This window comes from Streptomyces sp. NPDC033177, assembly GCF_055577715.1.
This window is the reverse complement of the sequence record NZ_JBVIPS010000009.1, coordinates 352,074-375,093: the sequence shown is the minus strand read 5'-3', so window position 1 is coordinate 375,093 and position 23,020 is coordinate 352,074. Positions and strand designations below refer to the sequence as shown.

Sequence of the window (23,020 nt, the reverse complement as noted above, 5' to 3'; positions counted from 1 at the left end):
CGAGCCGAGGGGGCGATAGTGGAAGAGTCGTATGCATGCAGGTGTGGCCAGGGCAGGCGTATCCACTCGGTGCCACGTACGACGGCGCCGGCACGAACTTCGCGGTCTTCTCCGAGGCCGCCGACCGCATAGAGCTCTGTTTGTTGCACGACGACGGCTCGGAGACAGCCGTCGAGATGCGTGAGTCCGACGCGTTCGTGCTGCACGCGTACCTGCCCGGCGTGATGCCGGGCCAGCGGTACGGCTTTCGTGTGCACGGTCCGTACGACCCCGCGCAGGGGCACCGCTGCAACTCGGCGAAGCTGCTGCTCGATCCGTACGCCCGCGCGGTCAGCGGCAAGATCGACTGGGGCGAGGAGGTGTACGGCTATCGCTTCGGCGCCCCGGACAAGCGCAACGACATGGACTCGGCGCCCCACATGATGACCTCCGTGGTGGTCAACCCGTACTTCGACTGGGGTGACGACCGGCCGCCGCGCACCCCGTACAACGAGACGGTGCTCTACGAGGCGCACGTCAAGGGCCTGACCATGCTCCACCCCGACCTGCCGGACGAGCTGCGCGGGTCGTACGCGGCGCTCGCGCATCCGGCGGTCATCGATCACCTCGTGCAGCTGGGGGTGACGGCCCTGGAGCTGATGCCGGTGCACCAGTTCGTGAACGACCACCGCCTGGTGGACATGGGCCTGAACAACTACTGGGGCTACAACACGATCGGCTTCTTCGCGCCCCACAACGCGTACGCCTCATGGGGCGACCGGGGCGAGCAGGTCCTGGAGTTCAAGCAGGCCGTGAAGGCGCTGCACGAGGCGGGCATCGAGGTGATCCTCGACGTCGTCTACAACCACACGGCCGAGGGCAACCACCTGGGTCCGACGCTCTCCTACAAGGGTCTGGACAACGCCTCGTACTACCGCCTCACCGACGATCCCCGCTACTACATGGACACCACGGGGACGGGCAACTCGCTCCTGATGCGGTCGCCGCACGTACTCCAAATGATCATGGATTCGCTGCGGCACTGGGTCACCGACATGCACGTGGACGGCTTCCGCTTCGATCTCGCGGCGACGCTCGCCCGCCAGTTCCACGAGGTGGACCGCCTGTCGTCGTTCTTCGACCTCGTGCAGCAGGACCCGGTCGTCAGCCAGGTGAAACTGATCGCCGAGCCCTGGGACGTCGGCGAGGGCGGCTATCAGGTGGGCAACTTCCCGCCCCTGTGGACCGAGTGGAACGGCATGTACCGCGACACCGTGCGCGACCTGTGGCGGGGCGAACCGCGCACCCTCGCGGAGTTCGCGTCCCGGCTCACCGGCTCGTCCGACCTCTACCAGGACGACGGGCGGCGCCCCTTGGCGTCGATCAACTTCACCACCTGCCACGACGGTTTCACCCTGCACGACCTCGTCTCGTACAACGAGAAGCACAACGAGGACAACGGCGAGGGCAACCAGGACGGCGAGAGCCACAACCGCTCCTGGAACTGCGGGGCCGAGGGCGAGACCGAGGACCCGGACGTCCGGGAGCTGCGCGAGCGGCAGATGCGCAACTTCATCGCGACGCTGATGCTCTCGCAGGGCGTCCCGATGCTCAGCCACGGCGACGAGTTCGCCCGGACGCAGAAGGGCAACAACAACGCCTACTGCCAGGACAACGAGATCGCGTGGGTGCGTTGGCCCCAGGGCGAGAGCGCCCAGCTGGAGTTCACGCGCGCGATGGCGTGGCTGCGGCGCGACCACCCCGTCTTCCGCAGGCGGCGCTTCTTCCACGGCCGTCCGGTGGAGGGCACGCACGACGAGCTCTCCGACATCGCCTGGTTCACGCCGGAGGGCGAGGAGATGGCGCAGGAGGACTGGGACGCGTCGCACGCGCGGGCGCTGACGGTGTTCCTGAACGGCAACGCGATCTCCGAGCCGGGCACCCGGGGCGAGCGGATCTCCGACGACTCGTTCCTGATGATGTTCAACGCCTCCCCCGAGCCGCTGGACTTCGTGATCCCGGTCAACCACGGCCGTCAGTGGCAGGTGGTCGTGGACACCTCGCGGGCGGAGGGGGTGCCGCCGGACTCGGGGCCGAAGGCGGGGGCCGGTGAGCGCCTGACGCTCACCGACCGGAGCCTCACCGTTCTGCGGCGCCCGGCGTGACCTGGGGCCTGCCCTCTGCCGGAGGGCGGGCCACCAGCGCGACGAGGAACGCGACGGCGGCGGCCGCGCTGCCGAGTGCGAACGCCGCTCCGGGGCCGTGGGACTCGGCCAGACGCCCCGCCACTGCGAGGGTGACCGCCTGACCGCCGACGAAGGCACTGGCCGCCCACGTCATCCCCTCGGCCAGGCGCTGGGGCGGGCAGGAGCGCTCGGTGAGCGCGAAGCCGGTGATCAGGTTCGGGGCATAGATGGCGCCGAAGACGGTCACCACGAGGTACAGGGCCGTCATGCTGTCCGTCCACACCAGCGGCAGCGAGAGCAGCGCGGCGGCGGCCGTCGCCACGCGCCAGCGCGCGTACAGGCCGAACCGCTCGGGCAGCGCGGCCATGGAGAGCCCCACGACGGCGCTCATGACGCCCATGGCGGCGTAGACGAGGCCCGCCTGCCCCGGCTTCCCCAACTCCTCGGTGAGGGCCGTGATGCCCGCTCCGCAGGCGCCGAGCAGGACACCGACGAAGACGAGCCCGACACGTACGACGACGACCTGGCGCGGGAGGCGCTCGCGGGCGCCACGCGCGCGTGGCGCCTGCCTCGTCGCCCGGGTGGTCCGGCCCGTGGGGTGCAGCGCGAAGCCGGAGCCGCAGACGGCGACCAGGAGCGCTGCGGCGCCGAAGGCGTACGCCGGGTGGCCCGCCACCGCGGCCAGACCCACGAAGGCCGGGCCGAGCACGAAGGACAGCTCGTCCATCGTGCTCTCCAGGGAGAGCACGGTGTTGACCAGGCGGTCGTCTCCGCCCGCCTTGCGGACCAGCGGGACGGCGCGAGCGCGGGCCAGCGGGCCGATCCCGGGGATGCTCGCGCCGGCGAGGACGGCCAGGGCGACGAGCGCGGGCGTGGGCAGTTCGAGCAGGGCGCCGAGCGTGTAGACCGCGATGGCCACGGCGTTGAGCAGCGAGAAGCCGAGGACGACGGGGCGCTGACCGAGGCGGTCGGCGAGGCGTCCGACGAGCGGGCCCATGGTCACCTGGCCGAGCGCGAGCGCGCAGGCGACCACGCCGCCCGTGGCGAGCGATCCGCTGGTCTCGGTGACCAGCAGGACGCTGCCGAACTGGATCATGGCGACGGGGAGCCTGCCGAGGAACGAGATCACCGGCAGGAGCGCTCCGGTGTGGCCGATCACTTCCCGGTAGGTGTCCAGGAGTCCGGGTGCGTCCCGGTCCTCCTTCCGCCCCTCGTGCGCGTCCTGTGCGACCTGTGCTTTTGCAGCCATCGTCCGAAGCTAGTCACACCATGACGCCCAGAAGCATGAGTCGATGGCACGAAACCCCGCCAGGCGGGTACGTACGTTCGCATGACGCCTGAGCGCTCAGAGCCCGCGGTCCCGCCGCCGCCCACCGCCACGTACCGGCTGCAGCTTCAGCCGGAGTTTCCGTTCGACGCCGCCGAGGCGGCCGTCCCGTACCTGGCATCGCTGGGGGTCTCGCACCTGCACCTGTCGCCGGTCCTCGAGGCCGTCCCGGGGTCCACGCACGGCTATGACGTCGTGGACCACGCGCGCGTGCGGGGCGAGCTGGGCGGCGAGGAAGGGCTGCGGTCACTCTCGCGCACCGCGCGGGCGCACGGTCTCGGCCTTGTCGTGGACATCGTGCCGAACCACATGGCGGCGGTCCCGCGCCACAACCACGCCCTCTGGGAGGTGCTGCGGGAGGGTCCCGGTTCGCCGTACGCGCGGTGGTTCGACATCGACTGGGACGCGGGCGACGGACGCGTGCTGCTCCCGGTGCTCGGGCGCGGGGTCGGGGACGAGCTGGCGAGCCTGCGGGTCGACGGCGACGTGCTGCGCTACCACGAACACGCGTTCCCGCTGCGGGAAGGCACCGGCGAGCTGCCGCTGCCCCGGCTCCTGGACGCCCAGTGGTACCGGCTCGCGTGGTGGCGCCTTGCCCGTACGGAACTCAACTACCGGCGCTTCTTCACCATCTCGGACCTCATCGGGGTGCGTGTCGAGGACCCCGAGGTGTTCGACGCGACCCACGCGAAGATCCTTGAACTGCTGCGCGAAGGGGTCGTGGAGGGGCTGCGGATCGACCACCCCGACGGGCTCGCGGACCCTGGGGCCTACCTGCAGCGGCTCCAGGAGGCCACGCACGGGCGCTGGACGGTCGTGGAGAAGATCCTCGCCGACGGGGAGCAGCTGCCCGCCGCGTGGCCCGTCGCGGGCACCACCGGGTACGACGCGCTGCGCCACCTCGACGGCCTCTTCACGGACCCGGCGGGGGCGGGCGAGCTCCTCGGCCAGTACCGGCGGTTCACGGCCCCCGCGGTGGACCGGGGCGGCGACTGGGACGCGACGGTGCGGCGCGCGGCGTACAAGGTGCTCACCCACGAGCTGGCCGCCGAGACCGACCGCCTCACGCGCGAGGCGACCGCCCTCTGCGCCGCGGACCCCGCCCTGCGCGACCACGCGCCGTGGGCCCTGCGCACCGCGCTCCTGGAACTGCTCGTGCGGCTTCCCGTCTACCGGCCCTACGTCTCCGGGGGCGCCGAACCGGCTTCGGTGCTCACGGTGGGGGCCGCCGAGGAGGCCAAGGCCGCCTTCGCGGTGCGGGAGGAGGCCGAGGCGGTCGACGTCGTACGGGACCTGGTCCTCGGGCGTCTTGGATCGGGGCCCGAGGTCGACGGTTTCCGCGCGCGGTTCGCGCAGATCTCGTCGGCGCTGCGGGCCAAGGCGGTCGAGGACACGGCGTTCTACCGGCACGCGCCGCTCCTTTCGGCCGCCGAGGTGGGCGGCTCCCCCGAGCGCCCCGCCATCACCCCGGAGTCCTTTCACGCGTACTGCGCGCGCGTGCAGCGCGACTGGCCGTACTCGGGGACGGTGCTCACCACGCACGACACGAAGCGCAGCGCCGACGTGCGGGCGGGCATCGCCGTCCTCACGCAGTGCCCCGAGCAGTGGGCCGACCTCCTGGTCGACGTGACCGAGCAGACCGCGCGGATGGGCGGCGCGAGCGCGCCGGACCCCCAACTGGCCTGGGCGGCCTGGCAGACGGCTGTCGGCTTCGGCTTCCCCTACGACGAGCGGCTGCAGAAGGCGCTGCTCAAGCACGTGCGCGAGGCGGGCCTGCACACGAGCTGGACCGAGCCGAACGAGGCGTACGAGAAGGCCGTGACGGCGTTCGTGGAGGCGGGGCCCTGCGGACCGCCGCTCTACACCGTGGCGGAGTTCGCGAACGGGCTGCGGCCCCATGTGCGGGCGAACGTTCTCGGGGCCACGCTGCTCCAGCTGACGATGCCCGGGGTGCCCGACCTCTACCAGGGCACGGAGGGCGAGTACCGGGCCCTGGTGGACCCGGACAACCGGCGGCCCGTGCGGTTCCAGCCGCATGTCCTTGAGTACCTGGAGCAGCACCGTGACCGCTGGGACCTCTCTGAGGAGAAGCTGGCCCTGACGGCGGCCGCGCTACGGCTGCGCAGGCGCCGCCCGGAGCTGTTCGGCGGCGCCGCGACGTACGAGCCGCTGGCGGCGCGGGGTCCCGGAGCCGCGCACTGCGTGGCGTTCACGCGCTCCGGAGAGGTGATCGCGGCGGTGAGCCGGCTCTCCCTGCGGCTGGCGGAGGCGGGCGGCTGGCGCGCCACGGAACTGGAGCTTCCGCAGGGGCGGTGGGCTGATCTGCTCACCCCGGGGCGGGAGTTCACCGGGCACGCGCGCGTGGAGGAGCTTTTCGGGGAGCTGCCGGTGGTGCTCCTTGAGCGGGTCCCGACGGGGCAGGGTTCACATGAGAAAGCAGGCGAGGGCTCAGCAGGGGCGGACGAGTAGCCGGCGCGGGGCCCTTGCCATCAGGCCCTGCGGCGCGGGCCTGGAGCCGGGTGCCCAGCGCAGGCCCGGCATGGCGTCGAGGAGGGCCCGCAGGCCGCATTCGGCGGTGAGCGCGGCCAGGGCGGCGGCCGGGCAGAAGTGCTGTCCCGCGCCGAACGCCAGGTGCGCCGGGTCCGGTCGGAAGATGTCGTAGCGGTCGGGGTCGGCGAAGCGGAACGGGTCGCGCCCCGCGGAGCCGACGAGGCAGGCCACCAGGGCGCCCGCGGGCAGCGTGGTGCCGCCCAGGGATATCGGCGCGAGTGCGTGGCGCAGCACGACCTGGGCGGGCGGGTCACGGCGCAGGGATTCCGCCCAGGCGCCGGGTATCAGCCCCGGGCGGGCACGTACGAGCGTCAACTGGGCAGGGTGGTCGAGGAGGTTGGCGAGGAAGGACGCCAGCGCCAGGCCGGTGGCCTCGCCGCCGCCGGCGAGCAGCGTCCCGGCGACAGCGGTGACCGCCTCGTCGGAGAGGGCCCGCCCGTCCACCCGGGCGCCGCACAGCACGGAGAGCAGGTCGCGGCCGGGGTGGGCGCGCCGCCTCGCTACGTGGGGGTGCAGCAGCGCGCCCAACTCCGGGTGCGGGCCGCCGGTGTGCGCGGGCGCCGTACGGCACCACTCCCGCACCCGCGCGGCGTCCTCCCAGGGCAGCCCGAGCGCGGCGACGGCGGCGGCCGCGGGCAGCCAGGCGCTGAACTCGGCGACGAGGTCGACCTCGCGCCGCCCGGCCACCCGCCGCGCGAGGACGAAGGCGGTGCGTTCGGCGGCGGCCCGCAGCGCGGGCTCGACGAGCCCCCGCTGGACTCGGCACTTTGGGCTCGGCCCGGCCCCCGCCGCACCGAGCCGTACGTCGACCAGCGCGGCCCGCACATCCGCGTACCGACTGAGCAGCCAGGCCCCGAGCAGCTCGTCGCGGACGAGGGGGTGGCGCTCACGGAGGAGGCGGTAGTGCGGGTAGGGGTCGCGCGCCACGGCGGCGGACAAGAGGCTGGGCAGCGAAGCTGCCGGGGTGTCACCGGGCCGTCCCGAACCTGCGGGCGGAGCCGGTGGCAGAAAGTGCCCGTGGGGGGCCGAGCTCGACAACACGGCAGACTCCCCGTTCCTCTTGGGCACCCCCGCCGGAACGGGCGTAGTCGGTGGGTTTCAGGGGATCACCGCGGGGCGGCGCACGCAGTCCGCATACACCCATTCGAGTGACGCTGCGGGACAACGCCGACGTGGGCTGACATCCCTCGGGCCGCACGCTTGACACGTGCCCGACCCCGTGGCGTACTGCGGATTGCGTCAGCGGACAAGACGGGGGTGAGTCAACTGGCGGACCAGCGCTATCCCAATGTGGCCGAACTCGTGCTGTCCGCCCGCGAGTTGGCGGCCCACCGCCCCGAGCTCAGCGCCCTGCGTCAAGTGGGCGCCTCGCGCGCGGGAAGACCTCTGCACCTGCTGTCCGTCGGCCGCTCCCCGCGTGCCGTCCTGGTCGTCGCGGGCGCGCACTCGAACGAACCCACGGGTGGCTCGACGCTGTTGCACCTCGCGGAATGGGCCCTGCGGGACGAGGACCTGCGCGCCGACACCTCCTGGCACTTCCTGCTGTGCGCCGACCCGGACGGGGCGAACCTGCACCGCACGCCCGCCCCGCGCACCCTGTTCGACTACCACCGGCACTTCTTCCGCCCCGCGGGCCCCGAGCAGCCGGAGTGGTCCCCCTCGGTCCTTCCGCCCGACCGGCTGCCTCCCGAGACGCGCGCCCTGACCGGCGTCATCGACGAACTGCGGCCCTACCTGCAGGTGTCGCTGCACGGCACCGACCTCGGCGGCAGCTGGGTGCAGCTGACGCGGGACATCCCGGGGCTCGCGGAGCCGTTCGCCAAGTCCGCGGCCGAGCTGCACATACCGGTGGAGACAGGGGCCTCGGACGCCGCGGGCTGGCCGGTCTCGGGGCCGGGGGTCCATGTGCTGCCGGGGCCCGGCTCGGCGGCCGCCTACCCGAGCCTCCCCGAGGACGCCCGGCACACGACCTGGCACCACGCCCACCGGTACGGCGGCCTGACCGCCATCGTCGAGGTCCCCATGTGGGCAAGCGACCTCGTGGACGACGCGGCCGCGCATCCCTCCCCGGTGCGCGCTCTGCGCGGCTTCTCACGGCGTCTTCGCCACGACGCGGGGCTGGTCGAGGACATCCTCCGGGAGGCGCTGCCGCGGCTTCCGGAGGCGCAGGGGCCGCTGCTGCGCGCGGCGCGCTGGGCACTCGACCTGGTGCCCGGCCTCGCCGACGACTGGGCCAGGCTGCCGCCCGCGGGGACATCGATGGCGTACATCGGGAGCGTCGACGCCTTCGGGCGCCGCCTACCGCTGCGGGCTGCCGCGATGCTGCTGCGGGTCCTCGTCACGGCGGGCGATCCGGCGGCGCCCCGCCTGGAGCGGCTCGTCCTGCGGTGGAGCGACGCGTTCGCCGAGCGGTTCAGGGCGCGCTGGGTGCCTCTGGAGGACCAGGTCGAACACCAGTCACGGACGACCGTCGCGGCCGCGCGCCACGCGCGCGTGGGGACCGATCAGCCCTGAAGCGGCTTCACGAACCGGAGAGGCGGAAGCCCATCTTCCCGAAGCTGACCTGATCGCCGTCCTGGACGACGGCCGCGCCGATCACCCTGCGGCCGTTCACGGACGTGCCGTTGGTCGACCCGAGGTCGCGCAGCACCCACATTCCGCCCTGCCTGCTCAGCTCGGCGTGCACCCGGGAGACCGTCTCGTGGCTGAGCCTGAGGCCGTTCGCGGGGTCGCGGCCGATCCGCAGCGGGTACGGGTTTCCCTGCACCGGCAGGAGCAGCTTCGGGAGCTTCTCGGCCTGCCAGGCCCTGCGCAGCCGGACCGTGAACCCGGAGACCGCGCCGACGGTCCCGAACACCGCCCGCGAGAGGCGGCCCTCGGCCCGCAGATCCGCGGTGAGCGCGGCGAGTTCGTCCGGCTGGCGGGCGGCGAGTGCCAGCTCCATGCGCCGCACGAAGGTGTCGTGCGACAGCTTGCCGAGGGCAGCGCCCTCCCTGAGCACCTGCAGCGCCCTGTCGCGCTCGGCGTCGGTCAGCCGCGCGGGGTAACTGTGGATCTCAAAGGACGACGTCACCCTGGTGATTGTCGGTCAGCTCGGCCGGGGTGTCCAGAAAACGCGTAACGACCGCGAACCGATCACTTCTGCAGCACGATGGACACGACGGACGAACGGACGACGGACGACGGACTACGGACGACGGCGGATGGCGGACAAGGGGGAACTGTCGGTGGAGTTCGAGGTGTGGGCACCGGGAGCCGAACGCGTCGCACTGCTGTGCGATGGCGCCACGCGTGCGCTGGAGCGTGCCGAGGGCCGGGCCGGGTGGTGGACGGGGGACGCGGAAGCCGCCGACGGGGCGCGGTACGGCTTCTCGCTCGACGACGGCCCCGTGCTGCCCGATCCCCGCTCACGGCGCCAGCCGGACGGCCCCGACGGGCTCAGCGCCGTCGTGGACCACGACCGGTACGCGTGGCGGGCGCCCTGGGCGGGGCGCGGGATGCGGGACGCGGTCCTGTACGAGCTGCACGTGGGGACGTACACACCGGACGGCACGCTCGACTCGGCGGCGGGGCGGCTCGGCCACCTCGCGGAGCTCGGCATCACCCATGTGGAGCTGATGCCGCTCTGTCCTTTCCCCGGCCGGCACGGCTGGGGGTACGAAGGTGTCTCCCTGTGGGCCGTGCACGAGCCGTACGGCGGCCCTGAAGCGCTGAAACGATTTGTCGACGCCGCGCACGCGCACGGCATCGGCGTCGTGCTCGACGTGGTCCACAACCACCTCGGCCCGTCCGGCAATTACCTGCCCGCGTTCGGGCCCTACTTCACGGAGACCCACCAGACCCCCTGGGGCGCGGCGGTCAACCTCGACGCCCCGGGCTCGGACGAGGTGCGCGCGTATCTGATCGGCAGCGCGCTCGCCTGGCTGCGCGACTACCGCCTGGACGGCCTGCGCCTGGACGCGGTGCACGCGCTGCGGGACACGCGCGCGTGCCACTTCCTGGAGGAGCTGTCGGCGGCCGTGGACGAGCTGTCCGACGAGCTCGGCAGGCCGCTCTCGCTGATCGCCGAGTCCGACCAGGGAGATCCGCGGGTCATCACCCCGCGCGCTCAGGGCGGTCTGGGCCTGCACGCGCAGTGGAACGACGACTTCCACCACGCGCTGCACTCCACGCTTACCGGGGAAGCACACGGCTACTACGAAGACTTCGCCCGGGCCCCCTTCGCCGCGCTCGCCAAGACGCTGACGGGCGGCTTCTTCCACGACGGGACGTACTCGACCTTCCGGGGCCGCCGGCACGGCCGACCCGTGGACCGCGCCCGCACGCCCGCGTACCGATTCCTCGGCTACACGCAGACCCACGACCAGATCGGCAATCGCGCGCAAGGGGACCGGCTCTCCGCCACCCTCTCCCCCGGGCTGCTCGCCTGCGCCGCCGCGCTCACCCTCACCGGACCGTTCACGCCGATGCTCTTCATGGGCGAGGAGTGGGGCGCCGCGACGCCCTGGCAGTTCTTCACGGACCACACCGATCCGGAGCTCGCGGAGGCCGTGCGCCGGGGCAGGCGGCGGGAGTTCGCGGCGCACGGCTGGGCCGAGGATGACATCCCCGATCCGCAGGACCCGGCCACCAGGGACCGCTCCTGTCTCGACTGGGCCGAGCCTCTGACCGACCCCCACGCGCGCGTGCTGGCCTGGTATCGCGAACTGATCGCCCTGCGCCGCGCCCGCGGTGACCTCCTCGACCCCGATCTGGCGGCGCTGCGGGTCGCGTACGACGAGGAGGGGCGCTGGTTCGCGGTCCGGCGCGGCGATCTGCGGATCGCGGTGAACATCGGCAAGGAGCCGGCCGACATCCCGTTGGGCGGCCGGGGCGCCCGGGTGCTCGCGGCCTGGGAGCCGGTCACCGCGCCCGGGGCGGACGGAGTACTGCGGCTGCCCGCCGAGTCGTGCGCGGTGCTCGCGACACCATGAGGCCGAGGCGGCGCATGAGGCCTACGGAGGCGGTCAGTTGACGATCGCCAGCTCGCGCGGCGTGGAGTTGAGGCGCCGTACGCCGTCCTCGGTGACCGTCACTATGTCCTCGATGCGCACTCCGAAGCGGCCCGGCAGATAGATGCCGGGCTCCACGGAGAAGCACATGCCGGGCACGAGCGGCAGCTCCTCGCCCTCGATCATGTAGGGCGGCTCGTGGGTGGTGACGCCGATGCCGTGCCCGGTGCGGTGGATGAAGTTCTCGCCGTACCCGGCCTCGGTGATCACCGCCCGTGCCGCCCTGTCGACGTCCTGGCAGGCGGCATTGGGCCGTACCGCGCCGCAGCCCGCCTCCTGTGCCTCGCGCACGATGTCGTGCACACGCCGTTCCTCGGCGCCGGGCTCGCCCACGTGCACCGTGCGCGAGGTGTCCGAGCCGTAGCCGTGCAGCAGGCCGCCGAAGTCGAGGACGACCATGTCGCCGTTCTCGATGACGCGGGCGCCCGCCTCGTGATGCGGGTTGGCGCCGTTCGGCCCGGAGCCGACGACGGTGAAGTCCACCTGGGAGTGCCCGAACCGCCGCAGCAGATCGGCGAGGTCGGCGGCTATGTCCGTCTCCTTGCGGCCCGCGAAGGGGACCTTCTTGATCTCTTCGTACGCCGAGTCCGCGGCGGCTCCGGCCGCCGCGAGGCGCTCGAGCTCGGCGGCGTCCTTGACGGCGCGCAGCATGGGGAGCGCTTCGGTCAGGGACACGTAGGACGTGTTCGGCAGCTCCTTCTGGAAGCCCAGGAGATGCATGGCCCAGGAGTTGTCGCTGATCCCGAAGCGGCCGTCGACGTCAAGGAGCGGCGCGGTCGCGGCATAGGGGTCCTTGCCGTCGGTCCAGTCCCGCAGGGAGAGCGCCCGCGCGCCCGCGGCCAGTTCCGCGTCCGGGGCCTCCAGAGTGGGCACCACCAGCACCGGCTCCTGGCCCGCGGCGAGCACGAGGACGGTGAGGCGCTCGGTGGCGGCCGTCGGCGCGTATCCCGTGAGCCAGACCATGTCGGGGCCCGGCGCGACGAGCAGTCCGGCGAGCCCCGCGTCCGCCGCGGCTGCCGCGGCGCGGTCCATGCGGGCCTTGTAGTCGTCGGCGGTGAAGGGCGCGGGGATGCCGGTCATGGGGACCTCCAGGGCTGTTCGCTGCGGCGTGTACGGCGCGGTGCCGGTGCTGCCGATCCTGCCCCTGCCCCAGACCATGCGCGAGCCGATTACGGCGGCCCTGGTCACGTCACCTCATGCCCTCCCACCTCACGTCACCTCGCGTCAGCTCACCTCACGTCACGAAGCCCGGCGTCACCGACAAGGACTGCCGCCCCCCGTTCGCGTGGCGGACGGTCACGGTGACGTCCCTTCCCGGGGCAGCGGCGGCGACCGCGGCCGCCAGTGCCTTGGCCGACGCGATGCGGGTCTTGCCGAAGGCGAGCAGTACGTCACCGCGTACGAGCCCCGCGGTGTAGCCGGGACCCGGGCTGTGCACGCCGACGAGCAGGGCCCCGGCGCCCCTGGGGGCATCGACGGCCTCCACGCCGAGCGTGGGGCGCGCGGCCGGCTCCCCGACCCCGCCCGGCTCCTTCCGCGGCGGCTTCGGTGGGGCGGCGGTCTCGGACGCCCGGCCCGGAGCGACGGGCGTGCCGGGCCCGGCCTGACCGCCCGGGTCCGCTTGCCCACCGGGGGCCGCCTGGCCCCCCTGCCCCTTGGCGCCGCCCTGGGCGGTCTGCGCCTGCTTCTGCATGTCGGCGAGTTTGCTCATGCCGATGACGGTGGCGCTCACGGTGCCGAGCCCCACCCCCACCAGCACGAGGACGACCGAGAAGAGCACCCCGAAGAGCAGGGTGCCAAGCCGCCGCCCGCGCCGCCGCGCGGCATGCGGACGGTGACCGGGCCCGGATCCGCGGCCCGTGCCGGATGTTTGCCCGGTGCGGTTCTTCCGCCCGATACCAAGCCTTCGCCCGGTGCCGGACTTCGGGTCGGCACCGAATGCGCCGCCTCTGCCGCCTCTGCCGAACTTGCCGCCTGTACCGAACTTGCCTGTGCCTGGCTCCTGTCCGGGCATCGGCTTGGGACGCAACGCAGTCTGTTCCATGGCTCGCCTCCGGCCACAGCCCTACCCGGCGTGATGCGGCGCGACGATTCACGAACGAGTGACGTCCACGTGTGCGGCCTTACAGTTGACAGAAGACTCCCGGCGCCCGGCCCGCGTTCCACGAATCCCCCATTCCGCAGGAAAAGCACCGGAAAGCACATAGGGAATCGGTAAGTCCTGTTGTGGGTCTGCTGTCAGTGACCGCTGTTACTTTCGAAGCATGACCGAACGTGCACTCCGTCTGCTGCGTCAGGACCCACACCTGGCCGAGCTGGCCGCGTTCCCTTTCGCATTCGACCTGTCCCGCGCGGACCACGTCGAAGAGGTCCGCCTGGCGTCGGGTGGTCCGCTGGAACCGGTCGCGGGGGACGATTCCGGGGGCACGTACTTCGTGTGCGGGGACGGCTCCGTGCTGTACGCCGATTCCGAGGGGTCCGCCGGGACCATCGGGGACAGCGTGGACGAAGCCCTGGAGATTCTTGTCGGCCTGCCCGGCTGGCAGGACTACGTGGGCTTGTCACCGACCGACGGCGAGGCGCGGATACTCGCCGAGATCGCCGACACGGAGGGCGACTTCCGCGAGGACTGCGTGCCCGATCTCGACGCGCGCCGCACCGAACTGCGGGCCGGGCTCGGGCTTCCCGAGCGCTCCCCCTTGCAGCTCGTCGCGCGCCTGCACGCCGCACTCCTGCGCACCGAACCGGACCACCTCCTCCTCAACGCCGTCGAGCACGTGGCGTACAGGCGTCTCGACCCGCATCCGCGCCCGCCCCTGTGGGAGCTGGTGCTCGCCAGAGGCCGCACCGACCTGGCCCTGCTGCGGACGGGCGACCGCACGGTCTGGGACGCCGTGGCGGAGGACCGGGCCCGCAGGGTGGCGGCCCTGCGGGCCGCGCAGTACGACCGGCGGAACACGGACCGCGCCCTCCTGCGCCACCTCCTCAAGCATGAGGCGGACGCCCCCATGTCCGACGAACTGCGGCTCGCCGTCGTCCTCGTGGGGCTCTACGGCCTGGCGGAGGACCTGCCGCTGCTGCGCGAGGTCCATGAGACGACGTACGACACCTGGTGCGGCCTTGCCGGTCTTCCGCAGGAGGCCGGTCAGGTGCGCGAGTGGGCGCGCTCGTTCGATGATTCCAACTACGGGGTGGATCCCGACGACGAACCGGAATCCACCTGGCTGGAGCTCGCACGGGAGCAGGGAATGGTGGAGGCGGCCCGCGCCTATCTGATCCGCGAACTTGACGACACCGGTCCAGACCCGGCTCAACTGGCGCTGCTGCGGAACGAGTTGGCACTGATCGGTGACTACACCCAGGCGATGCGGGCAGCGCGTCTGCACCGGTCGCTGCAGGACACCGAGCACGGCCGGGCGGCCGCCGACGCACGCCTCGCCGAGCTGGAGCGGAAGGCCGTGGACGCCGCGGCCGCGGAGTCGTAGGGCCCCACCCGGCTCAGGCTCCGGTCCGCCCCGTCCCGCGGCGGCACCACGCACCCTTGCGGCCCCGGAGGGTTGGGGCCACCGTGGTCCCGGGCCGCCACGAACGGCCCTCCCCCAAGGCGATCGGAGTCGACGTGGCCTCCTCCCCCTTCCAGCTCCCCCATACCCTCCTGGGCGACGGCCCCCACAAGGTGATCGCCGTGCACGGCTGGTTCGCCGACCGGTCGGCGTACGCGCCTGTGCTCGCGGACCTCGACCTCGCCTCGTTCCAGTACGCGGTGGTCGATCTGCGCGGGTACGGCGATGCGAAGGACGCGCCGGGCGCGTACACGACTTCCGAGGGGGCCGCCGATGTCGTCGCCCTCGCGGACCGCCTCGGCTGGGACCGCTTCTCGCTGATCGGCCACTCCATGGGCGGCAGCGTCGCCCAGCGGGTCCTCGCGATCGCGCCGCACCGGGTCCGCAGGCTGGTCGGCGTCTCCCCCGTGCCCGCCTCCGGCCTCGCGCTGCCGCCGGAGCAGTGGGAGCTGTTCGCCGAGGCCGACCGGCTGCCGGGAAACCGTCGCGCGATCATCGACATCACCACCGGCGGCACCCGGCCCGCGGCCTGGCTCGACCGCATGGTGCAGCGCTCGCTCGACGTCAGCGACGCGAAGGCCTTCCGCGCCTGGCTCGACTCCTGGGCGCGCGAGGACTTCCACGGCCGGGTCGAGGGCTCGACCGTCCCGGCGCTCGCGGTGGTCGGGGCGCTGGATCCCGCGCTGGGGGCGGAGCTGATGCGCGCGACCTGGCTGCGCTGGTACGCCCGCGCGGAACTCGCCGAACTGGGACAGGCGGGCCATTACGCGATGGACGAGACACCGCTCGCCCTCATCCGCGCGGTGGAGGACTTCCTGCGGTCCGACAAGGACGGCATCGAGGACGGCGCCGAGGGCAACGCCGGCCACCGCTCGTCGTGAGCAGCGGACCCTCCGCCGCGCCCGATCCGCCGGACGTACCCGACGCACACGACGTGCCCGATGTACCCGACGTGCCCGACGTCTTCGACCCCAGGCAGTACGCGGCCGGGGTGCCGTACGACCGCTACCGCGTCCTGCGCGACCGGCACCCCGTCGCCTGGCAGGACGAGCCGCAGGTGCTCGACTGGCCCGCGGGGCCCGGTTTCTGGGCGGTGACCCGGCACGCGGACGTCGTCCGCGTGCTCAGGGACTCCGCCACCTACTCCTCGCATCTGGGCGCCACCCAGATCCGTGATCCCGACCCGGCCGACCTGCCGTTCATCCGCCGCATGATGCTCAATCAGGACCCTTCCCCAAGCTCTCAACTTCGTTCGAGCAGGGGAGACCCCAATGGCCACGGCCGGTTGCGGCGCCTGGTGAGCCGCGCCTTCACGCCCAGGCGCGTGGAACGCTTCGAGTCCCTGGCCCGCGACCGGGCCCGCGGCCTGCTGGACACGGCGGTGACCCGCGCCCGGAACGGCGACGACGGCGCCCCCGACCCCGACGGCGGCAACACCTGCGATCTCGTCCGCGACGTCACCGACGACTACGCGCTGCTCAACCTCTCCGACCTCCTCGGCGTACCGGAGAGCGACCGCGGCCTGCTACTGAACTGGACGCAACGCGTGATCGGCTACCAAGACCCGGACGAGGCGGGCGAGTTGAAACTCGGCCCGGACGGCAAGCCGCTCAACCCGCGCTCCCCCGCGATGCTGCAGGACATGTTCGACTACGCGCAGGAACTCGCGGCACACAAGCGGCGCGTGCCCGCCGACGACATCATGACCACCCTCGCGACCGACCCCGAACTCAGGCCCGCCGAGCTGGAGATGTTCTTCTTCCTGCTCACCGTCGCCGGAAACGACACCGTACGCGGCGCGGCACCCGGCGGCCTCCTCGCGCTCATGGAGAACCCGCGGGAGTACCGCCGCCTCCGCGAGGGCGCTGTCCCCGTCCCCACGGCGGTGGACGAACTGCTGCGCCGGCACCCTCCCGTGCTCACGTTCCGACGCACGGCCACCCGGGACACGGTCCTGGCCGGCCGGACCGTCCGGGGCGGGGACAAGGTGGTCGTCTTCCACGCGTCGGCCAACCACGACGAACGCGTCTTCACCGACCCGCACCGACTCAACCTGTCCCGCTCCCCCAACCCCCACGTCTCTTTCGGCGAGGGCCCGCACGTCTGCCTGGGCGCTCACTTCGCGCGGCTCCAACTACGCGTTCTGTACGAGGAGTTCCGCGCCGTGAACGCCGGGCCGTTCGAACCGGTGGGGCCGCCGCGGCGCCTTGTCTCCAACTTCATCAACGGGTTGAAGTCGCTGCCGGTCCGGGTGCCGGGGGCGCGGTAGCCATCGGATACGGTTCAAGATCTACCGCGAGCCCCGCGCGCGCCCGCGCGCCCTTGACCACGGAGACCCCCGCATGCACGGCGCAGCCGCCCCCGCAGCCGAGGACGAGAACCACGACGACGTCTTCCCGAGCGTCGAGGCACCCGAGGACGGCTCACCCTGGCAGGCGCCCGCCGACCTCGAAGAGCACCTGTACGAACTGTGCGAGGCCGACGACGCGTACACCTACCTGCGGGCGATAGCCGTCACCGGTCTGTACCGCCCGGTCGCGGTGACCGACGTCGAGCCGGGCGCGACCGAGCGCCCGGTCCTCACCGTCGACATCCCCGACGGCCGCCGGATCGCGCAGATGTACACCGTCGGGCTGCTCCCTCGCCCGCACCCCGAGGTGGTGTACGAATTCGTCACGCTCGGCACGCTCGCGGACCAACTGCCCGACGACATCGACATCTTGGTGGTCAACGCGGCGACGCCCTGCCAGCAGTTCTATCTGACGACCGAGGAGGAGCGGGACGTCTGGGCGGACCTGCACGCGGATCTCTACGTCGACGGCCGCCTGCACGATCGCGTCGAGACCCGTCGCACCGGCGCCCCGGAGTCCCCCGCCCTGCTGCACGGCCTGGCCTGCGGCGCCCACCTCTGCTTCGCCAACGGCGACGCCTGGAACACCCTCGACTGGCACGGCGCGGGCTATAACTCCGAGGTCGAGCGCCTCGCGGAGTGGTGGGACGTGCACAGCCGCGAGGACTGGCTCGCCACTCAGGAGCGGCTCCTGCGGCGTGAAGTCAGCCCGTGGCACTGGGACTTCGTGCTCAGCGCCCGTACGTCGCTGATCGAGCAGTTCGGGCCGCGCGTCGACCCCGAGCTGTGGCGCGAGTGCGTGGAGGTGACGATCCGTGATCGCATGGCCGAGTCCGGCGGCCCCGATTCCCCGCACAAGCCGGGAGACGATCCCGACCTGGACGACTTCGTCGCCGCGCTGCGCGGCCTCGTCGGCAAGGTCATCCGGTACGAGTCCCGCTTCCGCGCCGACGGGCTCCTGCCGCCCGACGGCCACGTCCGTTCCGTCGCGGCCTGGGATCTCGGGCGCGCCTCGAAGATGGCCCGTTGGGGGCGCGGCGCCCGGTACGCGACCCATGCGGAGCTGGAGGCGGCGGTCGAGCGCGCGAGCCATGCGGCCAGGTCGTCGGCGTACGCCTCGTGGGAGGAGTTCTCCGCCGGGTACATCCTGGGCCGCTGCCTGCACTTCGACGAGGAGCACTTCGGCGACTGGTACACGACGGTGCTCCAGGCCCACCGCGAGCTGGTCTCCGATCCGGACAGCCCGTGGCTGACGGTGCCTTTCAAGTGATCCGGTAGCGATCCTGGGGGCGCCTCTCCGACACCCCGGACCACTCCGCTCACCTGAGCACCCCGCATCACAATCTGGTCTCGCTGCCCCCTCAGGGTCTTGCCACCCGTCCATGTAATCGATTCCAATCCTCCGTGTAATCGATTCCACGAGGAGGTGGACCGGCGATGGCGAGCATCAAGGACGTCGCGGCCGAGGCAGGCGTATCCGTCGCCACGGTCTCGCGCGTCCTGAACAGTCACCCCTCGGTCAGCCCGGCCGCCCGCGCCCGCGTCATCGCCGCGGTGGAGAGCCTCGGCTACCGCCCGAACGCCGTCGCCCGCTCGCTGCGCACCGACCAGACCCGCACCCTCGGCCTGGTCATCAGCGATGTGCTGAACCCGTACTTCACGGCCCTGGCCCGTTCCGTCGAGGAGGCGGCCCGCGCGCTCGGCTACAGCGTGATCATCGGCAACGCCGACGAGCGGCCCGATCTTCAGGACCACCATGTGCGCACGCTCCTGGACCGCAGGATCGACGGGCTCCTGGTCTCCCCCACCGACGGCGGCTCCCCGCTGATGCTCGACACCGCGCGCTCCAGCACCCCGATGGTCTTCGTGGACCGCTGGATCCCGGGTGTGGACGTCCCCGTCGTCCGCGCCGACGGCCGCGAGGCCGTCCGTGACCTGGTCGCCCATCTGCACGCCGTCGGCCACCGCAGGCTCGCGATCATCGCCGGGCCCGCTGCCACCACCACCGGCAGCGAGCGCGTCGAGGCCTTCCGCGAGGCGCTCGGCGCGTACGGGCTCCCGCTGCCCGACGACCACATCGGGCAGGGCGACTTCCAGGCCGACAGCGGCCGCCGGGCCACCGAGCGGTTCCTGGCGCTGCCGGAGCCGCCCCAGGTCATCTTCGCCGCGGACAACCTGATGGCGCTCGGCGCGCTCGACGCGATCCGCGCCCGCGGTCTACGCGTGCCGCACGACATCGCGCTCGCCGCCTTCGACGACATCCCGTGGTTCGTGCACACCGATCCGCCGATCACCGCCATCGCCCAGCCGACCGGAGAGCTGGGCCGGGCGGCCGTGCAGGCCCTGGTGGACCGGATCGAGGGCAGGCGCCCGCAGTCCGTGACCCTGCCCGCCCGTCTCGTCGTACGCCGCTCCTGCGGCGCGTCCCCCACCGACCGGAGGAGCAACACGTGAGTACCGCAGACGAGTTGCCGCGCGGCGCCGACCGCGGCCCCGACGAGTTGCTGCGCATCGAAGGGATTCGCAAGACCTTCCCCGGCGTCGTCGCGCTCGACTCGGTCGACTTCGACCTGCGCCGCGGCGAGGTGCATGTCCTGCTCGGCGAGAACGGCGCGGGCAAGAGCACGCTCATCAAGATGCTCTCCGGCGCCTACCGGCCCGACAGCGGCCGCATCCTCGTGGACGGCAAGGAAACCCGCATCCACGGGGCGCAGGACGCCGAGCGGCTCGGCATCGCCACGATCTACCAGGAGTTCAACCTCGTACCCGACCTCACCGTCGCCGAGAACATCTTCCTGGGCCGCCAGCCGCGCCGCTTCGGGATGATCGACCGTAAGGCGATGGAGTCGGCCGCCCAGAAGCTCCTGAAGCGGGTCGGCGTCCAGGTGTCGCCGCGCGCCAAGGTGCGCGAACTGGGCATCGCCCGGCTCCAGATGGTGGAGATCGCCAAGGCGCTCAGCCTGGAGGCCCGCGTCCTGATCATGGACGAGCCGACGGCGGTCCTGACGAGCGAGGAGGTCGACAAACTCTTCGCGATCGTGCGGCAGTTGCGCGCGGACGGCGTCGGCGTCGTCTTCATCACCCACCACCTGGAGGAGATCGCGGCGCTCGGCGACCGCGTGACCGTCCTGCGCGACGGCCGCAGCATCGACCAGGTGCCCGCCTCGACCCCCGAGGACGAGCTCGTACGTCTGATGGTGGGCCGCAGCATCGAGCAGCAGTACCCGCGTGAACGTCCCGACGCTGGGGGCGAGTTGCTCACGGTCAAGGGCCTCACCCGCGACGGCGTCTTCCATGACGTCAGCTTCGAGGTGCGGGCCGGAGAGGTCGTCGGCCTCGCGGGACTCGTCGGCGCTGGACGGACCGAGGTGGCGCGTGCCGTCTTCGGCGCCGATCCGTACGACGCGGGCTCCGTCGACGTACGCGGTGAACGGCTGCCTCGGCACGACGTGATCGCCGCGATGGGCGCCGGCATCGGCCTCGTACCGGAGGACCGCAAGGGCCAGGGGCTCCTGCTCGACGCCTCCGTGCAGGAGAACCTCGGTCTGGTGACGCTGCGTTCGGCGACGCGCTCCGGGCTCGTGGACCTCAAGGGCCAGCGCGTTGCGGCGGCCCGCATCGCCGAGCAGCTCGGGGTGCGGATGGCCGGGCTCGGCCAGCACGTGCGCACGCTGTCCGGCGGCAATCAGCAGAAGGTCGTCATCGGCAAGTGGCTGCTCGCCGACACCAAGGTCCTCATCCTCGACGAACCGACCCGCGGCATCGACGTGGGCGCGAAGGTCGAGATCTACCAGCTCATCAACGAACTGACGGCCTCCGGGCACGCGGTCCTGATGATCTCCAGCGATCTGCCCGAGGTCCTCGGCATGAGCGACCGGGTGCTCGTCATGGCGCAGGGCCGTATCGCGGGTGAACTCGCGGCGGACGACGCGACGCAGGACGCGGTGATGGCGCTGGCAGTCAGCAGTACGCCGGCGGACACCCCAGCGGCGGACACCTCCGCGGCGACAGAGAACGAAGCAACCGAAGGGAAGGCCTCCCGTGGCCACTGAAACGCTGAAGAGCAACGCGGGTGGCGCCACCGGTCTGCGCCGCGTACTGCTCGACAACGGCGCGCTGAGCGCCCTGGTCGTCCTCCTGGTGGCGATGTCGCTGCTGTCCGGCGACTTCCTCACCACCCAGAACCTGCTCAATGTGGGCGTGCAGGCCGCCGTCACCGCGATCCTCGCGTTCGGCGTCACCTTCGTGATCGTCTCGGCGGGCATCGACCTGTCGGTCGGCTCGGTGGCCGCGCTCTCGGCCACCGTCCTTGCCTGGACGGCGACTTCGCAAGGGCTGCCGGTATGGCTGGCGATCATCCTCGCCGTCGGCACCGGCATTGCGTGTGGATTCGTCAACGGCCTGCTCGTCTCGTACGGCAAACTCCCGTCGTTCATCGCGACATTGGCGATGCTGTCGGTGGCCCGCGGTCTCTCCCTGGTCATCTCGCAGGGCAGCCCGATCCCGTTCCCCGACTCGGTCTCCAACCTGGGTGACACCATCGGCGGCTGGCTGCCGGTCCCGGTCATCGTGATGATCGCGATGGGTCTGGTCACCGCCCTCATCCTGGGCCGTACGTACATCGGCCGTTCCATGTACGCGATCGGCGGCAACGAAGAGGCGGCCCGACTCTCCGGGCTTCGTGTGAAGCGGCAGAAGCTCGTCATCTACGGCCTGTCCGGCCTCTTCGCCGCCGTCGCGGGCATCGTCCTCGCCTCGCGCCTGGTGTCCGCGCAGCCGCAGGCCGCGCAGGGTTACGAACTGGACGCGATCGCCGCGGTCGTCATCGGCGGCGCGAGCCTTGCGGGCGGGGTCGGCAAGGCGTCCGGCACTCTCATCGGCGCGCTGATCCTGGCGGTCCTGCGCAACGGCCTCAACCTCCTTTCCGTGTCGGCCTTCTGGCAGCAGGTCGTGATCGGCGTCGTCATCGCCCTCGCGGTTCTGCTCGACACGTTGCGCCGCAAGGCCGGGGCGACTCCCGGCGCCTCGACGGGCGCGGCGGCCGGTGGCGGGAAGAAGGGGCCGCAGCTCCTGAAGATGGGGCTCGCAGCCGTACTGGTGGCGGCCGTCATCGGCGGCATCTCCTTCTTCAACAAGGACTCCTCCTCCGGCACGACGACGAAGGTCGGCATGTCGCTCTCCACCCTCAACAACCCCTTCTTCGTCCAGATGAAGGAGGGCGCGCAGGCGGAGGCCAAGAAGGCGGGCATCGACCTGACCGTGACCGACGCGCAGAACGACGCCTCGCAGCAGACCAACCAGCTGCAGAACTTCACCGGCGAAGGCATGAAGTCGATCATCGTCAACCCCGTCGACTCGGACGCGGTGGGCCCGGCGGTGCGCGGCGCCAACAAGTCGGACATCCCGGTGATCGCCGCCGACCGCGGGGTGAACAAGGCGAAGGCCGCGACGCTCGTCGCCTCCGACAACGTCGCGGGCGGCAAGCTCGCGGCGAAGACCCTCGCGGAGAAGCTGGGCGGCAAGGGCAAGATCGTCACACTGCAGGGTGTCGCGGGCACGTCGGCGAGCCGCGAGCGCGGCAAGGGCTTCGCCGAGGGCATCAAGGAGTACCCCGGCATCAAGGTCGTCGCCTCGCAGCCCGCGGACTTCGACCGCACCAAGGGCCTGGACGTCATGACGAACCTCATACAGTCCAACCCCGGCATCGACGGCGTCTTCGCCGAGAACGACGAGATGGCCCTCGGCGCCGCGAAGGCGCTCGGCAGCAAGGCGGGCAAGTCCGTCTCGGTGGTCGGCTTCGACGGAACTCCCGACGGTCTCAAGGCCGTTGAGGGGGGCACGCTGTACGCGTCCGTGGCGCAGCAGCCGAAGGAGCTGGGCAGGATCGCCGTGCGGAACGCGGTGAAGGCGGTGCGCGGCAAGGACGTCGAGTCAATGGTGAAGGTCCCGGTGAAGGTGGTCACGAAGAAGAACGTGGCCGACTTCTCCTGACCGCACCTCCATGCACCGCGCCC

Annotated in this window: 16 protein-coding genes; 11 read left to right on the top strand and 5 right to left on the bottom strand. The window is 72.0% G+C overall.

The features are described from left to right. Positions 1 to 35: 35 nt before the first annotated feature. Positions 36 to 2,144: a glycogen debranching protein GlgX gene (glgX, locus tag ACZ5U5_RS30170; protein WP_469027794.1), complete on the top strand. Its 2,109-nt coding sequence runs from the start codon at positions 36 to 38 to the stop codon at positions 2,142 to 2,144. Here the strand turns inward: glgX and ACZ5U5_RS30165 are convergent. Beyond that, positions 2,119 to 3,414: an MFS transporter gene (locus ACZ5U5_RS30165; RefSeq protein WP_469027791.1), complete on the bottom strand. Its 1,296-nt coding sequence runs from the start codon at positions 3,412 to 3,414 to the stop codon at positions 2,119 to 2,121. The genes glgX and ACZ5U5_RS30165 overlap by 26 nt on opposite strands. An 81-nt stretch (positions 3,415 to 3,495) precedes the next feature. Between ACZ5U5_RS30165 and treY the strand changes: the two genes are divergently transcribed. Next, entirely contained in the window at positions 3,496 to 5,961 is a 2,466-nt protein-coding gene (gene treY / locus ACZ5U5_RS30160) for a malto-oligosyltrehalose synthase (protein WP_469027790.1), read from the top strand. Here the strand turns inward: treY and ACZ5U5_RS30155 are convergent. Beyond that, positions 5,941 to 6,981: a cytochrome P450 gene (locus tag ACZ5U5_RS30155; RefSeq protein WP_469027788.1), complete on the bottom strand. Its 1,041-nt coding sequence runs from the start codon at positions 6,979 to 6,981 to the stop codon at positions 5,941 to 5,943. The two genes, treY and ACZ5U5_RS30155, sit on opposite strands and share 21 nt — an antisense overlap. A gap of 318 nt (positions 6,982 to 7,299) precedes the next feature. On the opposite strand from ACZ5U5_RS30155, the gene ACZ5U5_RS30150 reads away from it, so the two are divergent. Then, on the top strand, positions 7,300 to 8,556 hold the full coding sequence (locus tag ACZ5U5_RS30150; RefSeq protein WP_469027785.1) for a M14 family zinc carboxypeptidase: 1,257 nt from the start codon (positions 7,300 to 7,302) through the stop codon (positions 8,554 to 8,556). Positions 8,557 to 8,563: 7 nt separating this feature from the next. On the opposite strand, the gene ACZ5U5_RS30145 is transcribed toward ACZ5U5_RS30150, so the two are convergent. Further along, entirely contained in the window at positions 8,564 to 9,115 is a 552-nt protein-coding gene (locus tag ACZ5U5_RS30145; RefSeq protein WP_469027783.1) for an FHA domain-containing protein, read from the bottom strand. A 154-nt stretch (positions 9,116 to 9,269) separates the two neighbouring features. On the opposite strand from ACZ5U5_RS30145, the gene treZ reads away from it, so the two are divergent. Next, positions 9,270 to 11,015, top strand: a complete 1,746-nt coding sequence (treZ, locus tag ACZ5U5_RS30140; RefSeq protein ID WP_469028056.1) for a malto-oligosyltrehalose trehalohydrolase — start codon at positions 9,270 to 9,272, stop codon at positions 11,013 to 11,015. A gap of 33 nt (positions 11,016 to 11,048) precedes the next feature. Here the strand turns inward: treZ and ACZ5U5_RS30135 are convergent, their stop codons facing one another. Beyond that, positions 11,049 to 12,173 (bottom strand): M24 family metallopeptidase, encoded by a 1,125-nt coding sequence (locus ACZ5U5_RS30135; RefSeq protein WP_469028053.1) that lies wholly within the window; start codon positions 12,171 to 12,173, stop codon positions 11,049 to 11,051. 154 nt (positions 12,174 to 12,327) lie between these two features. Beyond that, a complete protein-coding gene (locus tag ACZ5U5_RS30130) occupies positions 12,328 to 13,137 on the bottom strand; it encodes a PDZ domain-containing protein (protein WP_469027781.1) in 810 nt (269 codons plus the stop codon). Positions 13,138 to 13,357: 220 nt separating this feature from the next. On the opposite strand from ACZ5U5_RS30130, the gene ACZ5U5_RS30125 reads away from it, so the two are divergent. The 7 genes from ACZ5U5_RS30125 to ACZ5U5_RS30095 all read left to right on the top strand — a co-directional run bounded on the left by ACZ5U5_RS30125 (position 13,358) and on the right by ACZ5U5_RS30095 (position 22,997). Then, positions 13,358 to 14,578 carry a hypothetical protein gene (locus ACZ5U5_RS30125; protein WP_469027778.1) on the top strand — a complete coding sequence of 407 codons (1,221 nt, stop codon included), beginning with the start codon at positions 13,358 to 13,360 and terminating at the stop codon, positions 14,576 to 14,578. A 134-nt stretch (positions 14,579 to 14,712) separates the two neighbouring features. Continuing rightward, positions 14,713 to 15,537 carry an alpha/beta fold hydrolase gene (locus ACZ5U5_RS30120; RefSeq protein ID WP_469027776.1) on the top strand — a complete coding sequence of 275 codons (825 nt, stop codon included), beginning with the start codon at positions 14,713 to 14,715 and terminating at the stop codon, positions 15,535 to 15,537. A 53-nt stretch (positions 15,538 to 15,590) separates the two neighbouring features. Continuing rightward, positions 15,591 to 16,925, top strand: coding sequence for a cytochrome P450 (locus ACZ5U5_RS30115; RefSeq protein ID WP_469028051.1), 1,335 nt, complete (start codon positions 15,591 to 15,593; stop codon positions 16,923 to 16,925). A gap of 73 nt (positions 16,926 to 16,998) precedes the next feature. Then, positions 16,999 to 18,276 (top strand): DUF1266 domain-containing protein, encoded by a 1,278-nt coding sequence (locus ACZ5U5_RS30110; RefSeq protein WP_469027774.1) that lies wholly within the window; start codon positions 16,999 to 17,001, stop codon positions 18,274 to 18,276. Between the two features lie 167 nt (positions 18,277 to 18,443). Beyond that, entirely contained in the window at positions 18,444 to 19,460 is a 1,017-nt protein-coding gene (locus tag ACZ5U5_RS30105) for a LacI family DNA-binding transcriptional regulator (protein WP_469027771.1), read from the top strand. Then, positions 19,457 to 21,058, top strand: coding sequence for a sugar ABC transporter ATP-binding protein (locus tag ACZ5U5_RS30100; protein ID WP_469027769.1), 1,602 nt, complete (start codon positions 19,457 to 19,459; stop codon positions 21,056 to 21,058). Before ACZ5U5_RS30105 ends, ACZ5U5_RS30100 begins: the two co-directional genes overlap by 4 nt. Further along, the gene (locus ACZ5U5_RS30095; protein WP_469027766.1) at positions 21,048 to 22,997 is read left to right on the top strand and encodes an ABC transporter permease/substrate-binding protein; all 1,950 of its coding nucleotides are present in this window, start codon (positions 21,048 to 21,050) and stop codon (positions 22,995 to 22,997) included. Before ACZ5U5_RS30100 ends, ACZ5U5_RS30095 begins: the two co-directional genes overlap by 11 nt. The last annotated feature ends 23 nt before the right edge of the window (positions 22,998 to 23,020 follow it).